Origin of the sequence: Streptomyces cyanogenus, from assembly GCF_017526105.1 — a bacterium.
Taxonomy (GTDB): domain Bacteria; phylum Actinomycetota; class Actinomycetes; order Streptomycetales; family Streptomycetaceae; genus Streptomyces; species Streptomyces cyanogenus.
This window is the reverse complement of sequence record NZ_CP071839.1, coordinates 6634785-6648397: the sequence shown is the minus strand read 5'-3', so window position 1 is coordinate 6648397 and position 13613 is coordinate 6634785. Positions and strand designations below refer to the sequence as shown.

General features: G+C 71.0%; 13 protein-coding genes. 4 read left to right on the top strand and 9 right to left on the bottom strand.

What is annotated here, in order from left to right; genetic code table 11:
- Positions 1-18 precede the first annotated feature (18 nt).
- From S1361_RS29880 to S1361_RS29865, 4 genes are all read right to left on the bottom strand, one after another.
- The gene (locus S1361_RS29880) at positions 19-1239 is read right to left on the bottom strand and encodes a ketosynthase chain-length factor (RefSeq protein ID WP_208034993.1); all 1221 of its coding nucleotides are present in this window, start codon (positions 1237-1239) and stop codon (positions 19-21) included.
- Positions 1236-2504, bottom strand: coding sequence for a beta-ketoacyl-[acyl-carrier-protein] synthase family protein (locus S1361_RS29875; RefSeq protein WP_208034992.1), 1269 nt, complete (start codon positions 2502-2504; stop codon positions 1236-1238). The genes S1361_RS29880 and S1361_RS29875 overlap by 4 nt, the downstream gene beginning before the upstream one ends.
- A gap of 34 nt (positions 2505-2538) precedes the next feature.
- Positions 2539-2868 carry a TcmI family type II polyketide cyclase gene (locus tag S1361_RS29870; protein WP_135792284.1) on the bottom strand — a complete coding sequence of 110 codons (330 nt, stop codon included), beginning with the start codon at positions 2866-2868 and terminating at the stop codon, positions 2539-2541.
- An 81-nt stretch (positions 2869-2949) separates the two neighbouring features.
- Positions 2950-4434 (bottom strand): FAD-dependent monooxygenase, encoded by a 1485-nt coding sequence (locus S1361_RS29865; protein ID WP_208034991.1) that lies wholly within the window; start codon positions 4432-4434, stop codon positions 2950-2952.
- A 484-nt stretch (positions 4435-4918) separates the two neighbouring features.
- Here S1361_RS29865 and S1361_RS29860 point away from each other — a divergent pair, with 484 nt between their 5' ends.
- From S1361_RS29860 to S1361_RS29845, 4 genes are all read left to right on the top strand, one after another.
- Positions 4919-5611, top strand: a complete 693-nt coding sequence (locus S1361_RS29860) for a hypothetical protein (protein ID WP_208034990.1) — start codon at positions 4919-4921, stop codon at positions 5609-5611.
- 233 nt (positions 5612-5844) lie between these two features.
- A complete protein-coding gene (locus S1361_RS29855) occupies positions 5845-6417 on the top strand; it encodes a phosphatase PAP2 family protein (RefSeq protein ID WP_243769349.1) in 573 nt (190 codons plus the stop codon).
- Positions 6418-6627: 210 nt separating this feature from the next.
- Positions 6628-7731 (top strand): AI-2E family transporter, encoded by a 1104-nt coding sequence (locus tag S1361_RS29850; RefSeq protein WP_208034989.1) that lies wholly within the window; start codon positions 6628-6630, stop codon positions 7729-7731.
- A gap of 107 nt (positions 7732-7838) precedes the next feature.
- Complete coding sequence (locus S1361_RS29845) at positions 7839-8903, top strand: YihY/virulence factor BrkB family protein (RefSeq protein WP_208034988.1); 1065 nt, start codon at positions 7839-7841, stop codon at positions 8901-8903.
- Positions 8904-9424: 521 nt separating this feature from the next.
- On the opposite strand, the gene S1361_RS29840 is transcribed toward S1361_RS29845, so the two are convergent.
- The 5 genes from S1361_RS29840 to S1361_RS29820 all read right to left on the bottom strand — a co-directional run bounded on the left by S1361_RS29840 (position 9425) and on the right by S1361_RS29820 (position 13235).
- Positions 9425-9970: a hypothetical protein gene (locus S1361_RS29840; RefSeq protein WP_208036830.1), complete on the bottom strand. Its 546-nt coding sequence runs from the start codon at positions 9968-9970 to the stop codon at positions 9425-9427.
- 85 nt (positions 9971-10055) lie between these two features.
- The gene (locus S1361_RS29835; RefSeq protein WP_208034987.1) at positions 10056-10598 is read right to left on the bottom strand and encodes a DUF1360 domain-containing protein; all 543 of its coding nucleotides are present in this window, start codon (positions 10596-10598) and stop codon (positions 10056-10058) included.
- Positions 10582-11550: a Rieske (2Fe-2S) protein gene (locus tag S1361_RS29830; RefSeq protein WP_425087519.1), complete on the bottom strand. Its 969-nt coding sequence runs from the start codon at positions 11548-11550 to the stop codon at positions 10582-10584. The genes S1361_RS29835 and S1361_RS29830 overlap by 17 nt, the downstream gene beginning before the upstream one ends.
- A gap of 42 nt (positions 11551-11592) precedes the next feature.
- Complete coding sequence (locus S1361_RS29825; protein ID WP_208034986.1) at positions 11593-12768, bottom strand: zinc-dependent alcohol dehydrogenase; 1176 nt, start codon at positions 12766-12768, stop codon at positions 11593-11595.
- A complete protein-coding gene (locus tag S1361_RS29820) occupies positions 12765-13235 on the bottom strand; it encodes a hypothetical protein (protein WP_208034985.1) in 471 nt (156 codons plus the stop codon). The genes S1361_RS29825 and S1361_RS29820 overlap by 4 nt, the downstream gene beginning before the upstream one ends.
- Between the last annotated feature and the right edge of the window lie 378 nt (positions 13236-13613).

Sequence of the window (13613 nt, the reverse complement as noted above, 5' to 3'; positions counted from 1 at the left end):
CGGCGGAAGTGGGTGGCGTCATCGGTCCGTGCCGCGCACGACCATCGCCGAGTTGAAACCGCCGTAACCGCGGGCGACGACGAGAGCGTTGCGGACGCGCGCCGTGCGCGGCTGGGCGGTGACCAGGTCGATGTCGTACTCCGGAGAGAGCGAGACGTTCACGGTGGGCGGGATCAGGCCCTCCCGCATGGCGAGGACCGCCGTGACGACGTCCACCGGAGCGGCTCCGGAGTACAGCCGCCCGGTCATCGTCTTGGGCGCGGTGACGGGCACCCCGGCTGCCCCGAAGACCTCGATGAGCGCCTCGGCCTCGACGCGGTCGAGCTCGGGCGTACCCGCGGCGTCCGCGAACACCACGCCGATGTCGGAGGGTTCGGCGTCGGCGTCGGCGAGGGCGAGCTCGATCGCGCGCCGCAGGCCGGGTTCCCGTCCGCTGCCGGGCCTGGGGTCGAAGGTCGAGCCGTACCCGGCGATCTCCCCGTAGACGTTCTCCGCGCCGCGCTGCCGTGCGGCTTCGGCGTCCTCCAGGATGAGCAGCGCGCCGCCCTCGCCCGGCACGTAGCCGGAAGCATCGGCGTCGAAGGGCAGATAGGCCCGCTCGGTGTTCTCGCTGGTGCTGACGCGCCCGTTGGCGAGCTGTGCCACCCATCCCCACGGGCAGATCGAGGCGTCGACGCCGCCGGAGCAGATCAGCTTGCTGCCTTTGCGGATCTGCCGGCGCGCCTGGGCGATCGCGTCGAGGCCGCCCGCCTGGTCGCTGACGACCACGGCGCTGTGCCCGCGCATGCCGTTGCGGATGGAGATCTGGCCGCTGTTGACCGCGTAGAACCAGGCGAACGACTGGTACGCGCTCACGTGCTGGCTGCCCTTGCTCCACAGCGCCTGCAGCTCGTTCTGGCCGAACTCGAAGCCACCGGCCGTGCTGGCGGTCACGACACCCATGTCGTACTCGGGAATGTCACCGGGCTTGACGCCGGCGTCCTCGAACGCCGAGTCGGTGGCGACCAGGGCAAGTTGGGTCATCCGGTCGGTCTGCGGAATGAGTCGGCCCGGCAGGTGGTCCCGGGCGTCGAAGCCCCGGATCTCACCGGCCAGCCTGGCCGGGTACTGCGTGGGGTCGAAGCGGGTGATGCGGCCGATGGCGCTCTTGCCGACGCGGGTCGCGGCCCAGTAGTCCTCCACGCCGAACCCGTTGGGTGCGGCAATGCCGATACCGGTGATGACGACTCTTGCGGTCATGCCGCGCTCCTCTCCGGGCGGGCCAGCACCATCGCGCTCTGGAATCCACCGAATCCGCTGCCGACCGTCAGGACCGTGTCCGTGGTGTGCTCACGGGCGACGAGCGGGACGTAGTCGAGGTCGCACTCCGGGTCGGGCGTGTGCAGGTTCGCGGTGGGCGGCACCACGTGGTTCTCCATGGCGAGCAGGGACGCCGCGATCTCGATCGAGCCGATGGCGCCCAGTGAGTGACCCACCATCGACTTGATGGAGCTGATCGGGGTCCGGTAGGCGTGCTCGCCGAGGCTGAGTTTGAACGCGGCCGTCTCGTGCCGGTCGTTCTGCTTGGTGCCCGAGCCGTGCGCGTTGATGTAGTCGATGGCCTCGGGGTTGATCCGGGCCTCGTCCAGCGCGACCCGGATCGCCTCCCCCATCTCACGTCCGTCGGGGCGCAGCCCGGTCATGTGGAAGGCGTTGCACCGCGAGGCGTAGCCGGCGATCTCCGCGTAGATGTGCGCGCCACGGGCGCGGGCGGCGGTCAGCTCCTCCAGGACGAACACCGCCGAACCCTCGCCGAGCACGAAGCCGTTGCGGGTCCCGTCGAAGGGCCGCGAGGCATGCTCGGGCTCGTCGTTGCGGGGCGTGGTCGCCTTGATCGCGTCGAAGCACGCCATGGTGATCGGCGAGATGGGGGCGTCCGTCGCACCGGCGATCATCACGTCGACGCTGCCCTCGCGGATCAGCTCGACGGCCTGGCCGACCGAGTCGATGCCTGAGGTGCAGCCGGTGGACACCACGGTGTTGGGTCCCTCGGCCCCCACGGCCCACGCCACCTCGGCCGAGAAGGAACTCGGCACGAAGTGGTTGTACAGGTGCTGCGGGGTGTACCGGTGGTCGACGAGGTCGAGTCGGCCGCCGTCGCTGACCACCCGGTACTCCTCGTCGAGGCCCATGGTGGCGCCGACCGCGCTTCCGATGGTGACTCCGGTGCGGTAGGGGTCCAGGCCTGCCTGGTCCAGTCCGCTGTCCGCCAGCGCCTCGCGCGCGGTGACCACTCCGAACTGGGCGGCACGGTCCATCCGCCGTATCTCCTGAGGGCTCAGCCCGCTCCGCTCGGCGTCGAAGTCCGCCTCGGCGGCGATCTGCGAACGGAACGAGGAGGGATCGAAGAAGGTGATCCCCCGCGTCGCCGTGCGGCCCTCGCTGAGCAGACTCCAGAAGTTCTCGGCCCCGATGCCGCCCGGTGCGAGGACTCCGATTCCGGTGACGACTACACGACGTCCCATCCGAGGTCACCTCCCTTCTTGTCGGTCGACGTGGTCACGAGGAAGCCGTCCAGTCGTAGAAGCGGGTGGCCATGGCGTCGGCCGGGGAGCGCCAGGTCTCCGGGTCGTACGCCTGGATGAAAGGCTTCAGGTCCTGGCTGATGGCGACGAATCGCGGATCGGTCTTCGCTTCTTCTATGAGTTCACCGCCGTTGTTCTCGTCGAAGTCCTGCAGATGGAAATACAGGCCTCGGTACGAGAAGAGCTGTCGGCGCCTCGTGCCCATACGATGGGGCATTTCGGTGCGGTCGAAATCACCGAAGAGCTTGGCCACGTCGATACTCGACGCGGGGTCCATCTTCGCCACGATCAGAGTGCTGTGCATTTCAGTTCTCTCCTCAGAACGACAGAAATCGGGAACCGAGGTCGCGCCACCACCCGGGCAGGGGGAGGCCGCGGCACGGCTTCAGAAGGCGCGCCCGACCCGCGGTGTACCGAACCAGCGCGTCAGGGCCATGGGCAGGTCGTGACAGCTGCCCGGGGCCGCCCAGGCGACGTGGCCGTCGGGCCGGATCAGCACGGCGGACGTGCCGTGCAGCACGCTGTCCTCGGACACCCCGTGCGGCTCTGCCGTGACGACGTCCACGCGCGCCGACCAGGGCGCGGCGCGCTCCCGCAGCCTTGCGTTGTCCGCCAGGTCGAGGAGCACGCCACGGCCGTGGTGCAGCAGCTCCGTACTGCTGGACTTGGCGTGCTCGCCGACCAGTTCGAGGTGCGGCATGCGCTTGCCGAGCAGCGGGTTGGTTCCGGCACCCACGTCGTACGTGATCTCCAGGCCGCTGACCATGCCGGCGAGGTGGCGGTCGACCTCCTCGAAGGCGACCAGCTCGGCGAGCACCTCGCGCAGCGGCTGCACCTCCGGGCCCCCGAGCAGGAGCAGCCCCTGCGCACGGGTGTTCATCAGGAGCCGCTCGCCGACCGGGTGCCGTTCACTGTGGTAGCTGTCCAGCAGGCCGGGTCCCGCCAAGCCGTTGACGACGGCGGCCAGCTTCCAGCCGAGGTTCACCGAGTCCTGGATGCTGGTGTTCATCCCCTGGCCGCCGGCCGGCAGATGGATGTGCGCGGAGTCCCCGGCCAGCAACACGCGACCCCGGCGGTATTCGGACGCCTGACGCGCGGCGTCGCCGAAGGCGCTGAGCCACACCGGTTCGCCGTGCGTGATGTCGCCGCCGGTCAGTCGCTTCCAGACGGCCGCGATCTCCTCGTAAGCCGGCGGTGTCGCACGCCGCCGTGGCGAGGTCCCGTACTCCCCCGCGATGATGCGGGTGATGCCCCCGGGCAGCTTGGCGACCATCACCATGCCGCCGGGCAGCTTCTCGCCGATCATGCGCGGCTCCAGGTCGAGCCCCTTCACGTCGGCGAGGAACATCTCCAGTGTGGCCGCGGTGCCGGGGAAGTCGAATCCCGCGGCCTTGCGGACCGTGCTGCGGCCGCCGTCGCAGCCCACGAGGTAGGCGGCGCGCAGGGTCCGGAGGCCTTCGGGACCGCGGACCTCGACCTCGACCGCGTCGCCATGCTCCCTCAGGGAGAGCAGTTCGTGGCCGCGCCGGATGTCCGCACCCAGCTCGGCCGCCCACTCCTCCAGCCTGGTCTCCGTCACACTCTGCGGCACGGTCTTGGCGGCCTTCCAGGCGCCTTCGAGCAGCCCGAAGTCCAGGGGGATTCCCCCGAAGTGCCCCAGCGCGCTGGTCTCGACGTCACCGAAGCGCGCCAGCAGGCCCCGCTGGTCGAACACCTCCATGGTGCGGGCGGTGAATCCGAGACCGCGGGATTCGCCGGTCCGCTCCGCGAGGCGCTCCAGCACGATGACGTCGACCCCCGCGAGCCGGAGCTCACCGGCGAGCATGAGTCCGGCGGGACCGGCACCCGCGATGATCACCGCAGCGTCCATTTTCCGCTCCTTGAATAGGCTGGGGGAATATCGGGAATTCCATGTGTCCTGCGAATCCGACGGTGAAGCACCGTAGCGCCCAGCGGCGACGTTTCCTTCAAGCCGACTGGAATTCAACACAGTTCGGCGGAAGCTAACGAATAGCTTCTTCGCCGGGCGGAGCAGAGTCAACCCTCTGCTGTCCAGACTTCCGTCAACTTACGTCAGCCGTCGTGCGCAGCGACAGAACGACGACATCGCACCGTCAGGAGAGTTACAAATGACGCCTCCCGCCTTGCCCGGCTCCGAGGCCCGGAAATAGCTTCTCCGTGCTCAAAGAAGCGAAGAGGCGAGGGGGATGCACGTGGGACAGGACGACACACGCACGGCACCGATGGCCGCCGGCTGCGTGGGGAGCACGTGCCGCGCCAGGGCGGCCGACAACCGGCCTCGGCGGACCGCGGCACGCGGATCGCGGCTGTGCCCGGTGTGCCGGGACCGCCTGATGGGGGAACTGAGGCAGTTGCCGGCGCTGTACGAGGAGTGCGGCCGCCGGCTGAGCGGCACCAACCAGCCGCGCGAGCGCACGTCCGGGGGTCCGCTCCCCGGCATGCCTTTCAACACGGCTGCCTCCGAGGCGCGTTCGGAGATCCTCGGCGTGCTGCGCTCCTGGGCGGGTGTGGTCGTCGACGCCCGGCGCTCTGGCGCCGCCCGGGACACGGTGCCGGTGCTCGCCGCTTTCCTCTTCCGGCATGTGGAGTGGCTGGCGGCGCACGCGGCGGCGGCCGACGTGTGCGAGGAGATCGCCGGCCTGGTGCGCAGGACCCGCCGGGTGATCGACCCCGAACCACTGAGCCGTGTGGCGATCGGCGCCTGCGTCGAGACCGCATGCTCCGGCGAGTTGACCGCCATGGTCCGCCCCCAGCAGGCGCACCGCCCCGCGGAGATCGTCTGCTCCGCCGACCCGGCCCACCAATGGCCCGGCCACGAGTGGCTGCGGTTGAGCCGTCGCCTCGCTCAGGAGGAGACGCGCTGGCTGAGCGCTGCCGACATCGCCCGCCTGTGGGGCATCGCGCCCGGCAGCGTCTACCGCCACGCCAGCGAGCGGAGCTGGCGCCGGCGAAGCCGGTCGGGCCGCACGTTCTACCACGACGGCGACGTGCGGGGGACGCTCGACCAGCCCGCTCAGCGCGCCTGACGGAAGCACCACTGCCTGTGGCCTGGCCGCATCCATCGAGGCCGGACTACAGGCAGTAGAGGCCGTCCTCGGTGACCTCCACGAGCGCTTGAAGGCCGTCCATGCAGGTCACGGCGTTGGCTGGTCTCTTCCGGGACATCGGAGGGCGTTCTGGCACGCGGAGATGCCGGGGGCACCCGTGCCCGGCCGCACCCGCACGGAGCGCAGCCGACGATCTTCGGTGTGGCCGGCAGATGGCGGGATACCTGCAGTTCATGACGGTTCGCGGTTGTGTGGAAAAGGTGGATCAGCTGCTGACCCGGCAGGCGGCTTCCCGCATCCCCGACGGGGTCGGCCGGGTGTTGTCGGCGGTGGAAGAGGCGGCGGAGAGCAGCAAGCTGTGGTGGGGCGCCGCCGCGGCGATGGCCGTGGCCGGTGGATGGCGGGGCCGGGTGGCGGCGACCGCGGGGCTGTCCGCTCTGACGCTCGCGCAACTGGTTTCGAACGGGTTGTGCAAGCAGCTCGCCGACCGGCCGCGGCCGCCCAAGGAATGGATTCCGCACGAGGAGGTGCACGACCGGCCCGACTCCTCTTCGTTCCCCTCCGGACACACTGCGGCGGCGGTCGCCTTCACGGCGGCGGTCGCACCCACCTGTCCCTCGGCCGGTGTCGCGTGCGCGCTACCGGCAGCGATGATCGCCCTCGAACGGGTTCAGTCCGGCGCCCACTACCCCAGTGACGTCGCCACCGGTGCCGTGATCGGTCTGGCGTGCGCCTGGCTGACGCGGCGTGCACCGTCGCTGCTGCTGCGCCGCGTGCTTGCCTGACCATCGCCTCACCGAGGCGGATGGATCGGATGGCTGCCCGGACACCTCGTCTCCGTTTCAAGCGGTTCGAGGGGTTCACCGAGTCGCGCGGCGGCACGCCAGACCGGCGTCTGGCGCGGCGCAACCCCGAGACCGGAAGGCCGGCACCCAGCGGTGCCGGCCCATCTGGCCTGTTCGTTTCCCCCACCGTGTGCCGGGCACTCCGGCATCATGCAGACTCGTCGGGTTCCGGTACGGACCATCCTCGCCACGATCGGCTTGGTACTCGCCGCGTACGTCGGGCTGCAACTGGTGATCGAGGCACGCCGCGTTCTGGTCTGGGCGGTGATCGCGCTGTTCTTCGCCGTCGCCCTGTACCCCGCGGTCGACGCGGTGGAGCGACGGGTGACACGGTGTCACCGGTCGGTGGCGACACTGATGGTCTTCCTGGTGGCGGTGGTGGCCGTCGGCGCGCTGGTCGCCTTGTTCGTCACCCCGCTGGCGCAGGAGGGGACCCGGCTCGCCGGCCGGCTGCCTCACATGATCGAGGACGTGCGGGCCGGCCGCGGGCCCGTGGGGGATCTGCTGGAGCGCACCCACGCCCTGCGGTACGTCCAGCAGCATCAGGAGCAGATCCGCTCCTTCGCCACCGGGCTGGGCACCCCCGCGCTGGCGTTCGTCCGCAGCGCCGCGACCACCCTGGCCGGCGTCGTCACCATCGTCGTTTTGGCGTATCTGATGGTGCTGGAGGGCCCCAAGGCCGTCGATGGCGCCCTGAAGCTGGTGGACGAGGCTCGTGCCGCCCGCATCCGCCGCGTGGGCGCGGAGTGTGCGCGGACCGTGACCGGCTACCTCACCGGCAACCTGCTGATCAGCGTCATCTGCGGGGCGCTGACCTACGTCGTGCTGCTGATCGCCGGGGTGCCGTTCGCGGGCCTGCTGGCCCTGTTCGTCGCCATCGCCGACCTCATCCCGCTGGTGGGGGCCACGCTCGGCGCCGTCGTGGCCTCCTTGGCAGCGTTCATCCACTCCATACCGGCCGGCATCGCCGCCGTCGTGTTCTTCATCGTCTACCAGCAGGTCGAGAACCATCTCCTGCAGCCTGTGATCCTGTCCCGGGCGGTGAAGCTCAACCCCCTCACCGTGCTGCTGGCCATCCTCGTCGCCGTGGAAGTCGCCGGGATCCTCGGCGCTCTGCTGGCGATCCCCGTCGCCGGCATGATCCAGGTCGTCCTCCGCGACATCTGGGCACACCGCGAGGGACGACCGCTGCGGCTTCCCATGCGGGGGGACGACAGCGCCGGCGAACCCGAGCGGGCCACCGAAACCAAGTGACCTCCTTGGGTACGCGGTGCGCCGGGCCGAGCACCGTCCGGGGCGCGTAGCCCCCACACGCCCGTCCGGCAGCGCTTGGAGCTCCGGCTGCGGGAAACCCGCCCCGTATGACGAAACTGCTTCCCTTTGGCCGGAAACATCACGCGCCCGACGAACGGACACTGTCCTCCACGCAGCCGGAGCAGCCCGAGCCAGGACCGCACCGGACGGTGGAGCGAGCCGCACCGGACACGCCGGCGAAGCTGCCCAAGCGAGCCTGGGGTGCGGTGCTCAGGGGCAGCCTGAAGGAGTTCAAGGACGACGAGCTCACCGACCGGGCGGCCGCCCTGACCTACTACGGGGTGCTGTCGCTCTTCCCGGCCCTGCTCGTTCTGGTGTCCCTGCTGGGCGTGACGGGCAGGTCGACGACCGACAAACTGCTCAGCAACCTCAAGCAGCTCACCCCCGGCTCGGCCCGGGACATCATCAGCCGGGCCGTGGAGCAGTTGCAGGGCAACGCCGGAACCGGGTCCGTCGTGGCCGTCGTCGGCCTGGTGGTGGCCGTGTGGTCCGCCTCCGGCTACGTGGCCGCGTTCATCCGCGCGGCCAACGCCGTCTACGACATGCCCGAGGGCCGGCCGGTGTGGAAGATTCTGCCGGTGCGGCTCGGCGTGACCGTCGTCCTGATGGTGCTGGCGGTGGCGAGCGCGCTGATCGTGGTGTTCACCGGTGGCCTCGCCCGTCGGGCCGGCACCGCGCTCGGAATGGGTGACACCGCGCTGACGGCGTGGTCGATCGCCAAGTGGCCGGTTCTCGTCCTGCTGGTCGTCCTGATGATCGCGATCCTGTACTGGGCGAGCCCGAACGCCAAGGTCAAGGGCTTCCGCTGGATCACGCCCGGCAGCTTCCTGGCCCTGGTCATCTGGATGATCGCCTCGGCGGGCTTCGCGTTCTACGTCGCCAACTTCGGCTCCTACAACAAGACCTACGGCACCATGGCCGGTGTCATCGTCTTCCTCGTCTGGCTGTGGATCAGCAACCTCGCGATCCTCCTGGGCCTGGAGTTCGACGCCGAGACCGTCCGCCAACGGGCCATCGTCGGCGGGCATCCTCCCGAGGCCGAGCCCTACACCCAGCCACGCGACACCAGCACCTGGGACGAGGACGACCGGCGCCGCGTCGACGACGTGTAAGCGCAGAACTCGCAACCGGTGGGCGAGCTGGGCAGGCGCAGGCCGCCGAGCCGGCCCACCAGGTGCGATGGACCTCACCACCCTCGGCGCCGGACACGTCCGCGAGGCGCACGAACGGTTCGAGAAGATGCAGGAGCGGATCCACGGCGGCGAGGCCCCGCCGAGCGACCGGGTCATGGCCGAGCACGACGAGATGTTCGGCGCGAGTACCGCGTCCAGACCGAGGGCGAGCACCCCGACCCCGCCCAGCGCGAGAGGAACGCCGGGACACCTTCCGTCGTCTCGTACGGCTCTTGGCCGTGCACGAGACCACCGAGGAGGAGGGGGAGGTCGTCAGGGATCGCCTGACGGAGGAGTCGGCGAAGGAGACCCAAACGCTACGAGTTCTCCCACATCCGCCGCAGCACCGACGTCACGAACCTTGCCGCGACGGCCAAGGCCGTCAAGGCCGCCGCAGCTGACATACCCGGGTGACGTGGCCGTCCTCGCCTTGGATGCGGCACTCGGGCACCGCGAGTGGCTCACTTTCCGCCGTCTGCTCCGTAGGCGTGCCTGCGGGGCAGGGGGCCGAAGCCGGCGTGGCGGCCGGGGCGGGCGGCGGCATGGCGCTGTCCGGGGCCGGGCCCACCGCGGGCGGCGAGGGCGTCGGCGACGGCGCCGGTGGTGAAGGCGTAGACGGCCTTGTGGAGAAGGTCCACGGCGAGCTCCTGGCGGGGCCAGGTGGTGGGTGGGGCGCCGACGCCTGTCGCGTTTTCGAGGATCTGGTCGTTGGTGAGGCGGACGACGGTGAACTTGGCGGAGGCGACCGGTCCGCGCAGTCCGGTCTGGGCCATGATCGACCGCAGCACTCCGAGAAGGGCGGCCTGGCCGTAGTGCATGGCCCAGTTGACCGGCAGCGGCTGTCTGCCCGGACGTTCGGGCAGGCCGGTGAGCCGCTGGAGAACCCGCGCGGGCACATGCGAGTCGGGCCGGCCGGTGACAGCCTGCTCGATCTTCTCACCGAGGGTCATCACGACTCCTCCGGCGGTGCCGGCGAGCAGTCCCTGCCACAGTGCGCGCTTGAGCATGCCCCGGCGGGTACCCTCTGCCACCGCCTTCACCCACACGGCCGGCGCCCCGCACAACAGCAGAGCGCGCACGCCATATGGCGGATCATTCGCCGGTTGTCTTCTCGATGAGCGCGCTGTATGCCAGTTGCAGCGTGTCCGCCCCGGCGAGAGCGGCCAGCGCTCCCATGGCGGTGCGTGTCGCACGCGGCCACAGAAGCTGGCCGGCGGTCAGGGTCGAGGCCACCCAGACGCTCATGCAGAAGGGGCAGGTGGCCAGTTCACCGACGGTGTGCCTGGCATCCTCGGGCTGTGCCTCCTCGTGCAGTTCGGCCGGCCCCTGCGGGGCGACGTACCTGGTGAACGGGGCGCGCAGCGGGCTGGTGACCGACGCCTTGGTCAGCAGCCGGCTGAGCCGGAACGTGGCGACCGAGGTCAGGACCACGTCCCACGGCTCGGGCCGGTCGGGCAGCGGCCGCCCGCGGAGCCGTACGGCGGTGGCCCAGGCCGTCGTGTACGCGGCGAAACCCGCCATGGCTGCGAGGTAGCCGCCCAGCGGCCGGTCGTGTCCTGCCGCGTACTGCCTTTGGGTGCGCTGCAACAGCCCGTGCAGACGTCGGGCGAGGCGGCCGTCAGCTGCCGTGTCCATGGGCTCCCGTCTCCGTGCGTCGCTGCCCCGTTTCCACCTCGTCCGGCGCCTGCCCGTCCCGGTCCTGCCGGCGCAGGCGTATCTCGACGTGGCCGCCGGTGATCCGGGTGTCGAAGGCCGGCTGGGGTGCGGTGGCCGGGCCGCGGACGTTCCAGCCGTCCGCGAGCCGGAAGACGCTGCCGTGCCAGGGACACCGGACGCATCCGTCGCGGACCGTGCCCTCGGAGAGCGGCCCGGCGAGGTGGCTGCACCGCTCGGCCAGGGCGTGGATCGCCCCTCCGGTTTCCCGGACGACCAGGATCGGGACGTCGTCCACGCTGCGCCGTACCGGCCGGTCGACCGGGAAGTCCGCCACGGCTCCGATCCGGTGCCAGCCCTGGGTGACGACGTGCGGGACCTCTTCGGCGTGGTTGGCGCCGGATGCCTGGCGATAGGCCAGGTGGCCGCCCAGCATGCCGCCGACTGCGACCGCCGTCAGCCCCAGGAAGCCGTAGGCCCGGCCTGTCGCGTGCCGTCCCTTGGCGCGGCTGGTGAGCGAGGCGGCGTACAGGCCGACGGCCGCCGAGTTGGCGAGGGCGTGCACCAGTCCGACACGCTGCTGCCGTCGGTGCAGCTCCGCCCAGTCGACCCAGCCCGCCAGGGCCGCGGGCGCGGCGGAGGCCAGGCCGGCGCCGACCAACAGGCCCGCCTCGCGGGAGCGGCCGGGGTACAGGTCCAGTACCGCCGCCGACAGCCAGCTGCCGATCGGTACCTGCACCATCAGCGGATGGACCGGGTGTCCCAGCCACCTGCCGTGCAGAAGGTCCCGCCCGTCGCCGAGCGGCAGGGCCCGCACCCCCTTGCGGATCGCGTCGATCACCGCGTCGGCCCTGGGCTCCCGCTCCAGGCGGTCCAGCAGCCGCAGGAGGCGGCTCTGCCGCATCCGGGGGCGGCGGCGTGGCGTAGTGCTCATGGTCGGCCGGGTCCCCACCTGTGTGGACGGCAAACGGAGCGGTCAGTCGCCCGGCCGGATCACCGCGCGCACGCAGCCGTCCGTCTTCTCCTTGAACATCTCGTAGGCCCGCGGCGCCTCGTCGAGGGGCACGGTGTGGGTCGCCAGGTGGGCCGTGCTCAGCTCGCCGGCGGCCAGCCGCTCCAGCAGCATCGGGATGTAGCGCTGACCGTGCTGCTGGGCGCCCCGCACGGTCAGGCCCTTGTTGATCACCGCGCCGAGGGGGAACTTGTCGACGGCGCCGGCGAAGACGCCGAGGACGAAGACCGTGCCGCCCTTGCGGCAGGCGTGAATGGCCTGCCGTACGGCGGTGGGACGGTCGGTCTGGAGCCGGAGCTGCTGCTTGACCTGGTCGTAGAGGTGGACGGGGCTGTCGCTGTGGGCTTCCATGCCCACGGCCTCGATGCACACGTCCGGGCCACGGCCGCCGGTGCGCTCGCGCAGTTCCGCCCCGACGTCGGTACTCGTGTAGTCGATGACCTCGCTGCCGATGTGCCGCTCGGTCATCTGAAGGCGTTCGGGGATCCGGTCGATGGAGATCACACGTTCCGCGCCCAGCAGGATGGCGGCGCGCGCCGCCATCTGGCCGACGGCCCCGCAGCCCCATACGGCGACCACGTCGCCGGGCTTCACCCCTGCCAGGTCGGCGCCCATCCATCCGGTGGGCACCGAGTCGGACACGAACAGGGCGCTGGTGTCGTCGACGCCCTCCGGGACCGGGAAGGCCCCGTAGTCGGCGAAGGGGACGCGCACGTACTCGGCGTGGCTGCCGCGCAGCCCGCCCATGGCGTGGGAGTAGCCGAAGATGCCGCCGGTGTCGGCGCCGAAGAGGGCCTGACCGATGCCGGGGTTGGTGTTGGTGTTGTCGCACAGGGACCACAGGTCGTGGGCGCAGTACCAGCAACGGCCGCACCCGACGAACGAGCAGACCACCACCCGGTCGCCCACCTTGTGCCGGCGTACCGCCGAGCCCGCCTCCACGACCTCGCCGAGGAACTCGTGACCGATGACGTCCCCGGACCGCATGAAGGGGATGTACCCGCCGATGAGGTGCAGGTCCGAGCCGCAGGTGGTGCCGGCGACGAGCCGTACGATCACGTCCTGGTCGTTGCGCAGGGCGGGATCGGGCACCTGCTCGACGGAGAGCTTGTTGACGCCTTCCCAGCACAGGGCCTTCACAGCACTCCCTCCCCACCGGCGCGGCGGCTGAGCAGACGCACGAGGTTGCCCGGGGTGTCGTGTGTGGTGGGCGGTGCGTCGGGCTGAAGCACCTCCCCCGCCTCCAGCAGCGCCTTCGCCTCGCGCAGGGCACGGCGCAGATCCTGACGCGGATCGGCACCGGCGAGCCGCGCGGGCACCGAGTACGCGGCGTCCGGCTCGGTTTCCCTCAGGCGCACCGCCAGCTCCGTGCCCCGGTCACCGGGTGCCGGACGGATGCGGGTCTCGATGCGGCCGCCGTACTCCTGCAGCGGCGACGGCAGCTTGTCGGCCTGCACGTCGTGCGGCGGGCAGTTGACCGTCACTGTCAGCCAGCGGTCCCCGGCGGCTGTGCCGGACGGGCGTGCCTTCGCTCGCCGCATGACGACGAAGGCCCCGGCGGCCAGCCCAGCGGCGGCCACCGTCAGCGATTTCCCAGCGGGAGTCATGCGCGGTCACATCCTCGTGAAGCGGGAGACGTACGGGTGGGCGCGCACCACGGAGGAGGGTGAGCGCCTGTGTGCCGCGAGTACCCCAACTCCGTTCCGCTACCGGTCCGGTGGCCGAACACGGCTCGGCGAAGAGCCCCCGCACAGTGCTGCGGACGCGTGAGCCGTGAGCGGTCACCTCGTGTCGGGGCGCCCGGCGCACCGTTGGGTCCCAGACCCTGCTGTCGCCGCGAGACGGCGGTCCCGCCAGGAGGGATGTGCTCGGCAACGTACGGCCTTCGGCACAGCCTGTGCACCTCATCAGGCCCACCCGGGAGGTACCCACCATCGGCGTGGGGCCCCTCGGAGTCGGGCAGCGGCCGGGGGGTGGAAAGGGCA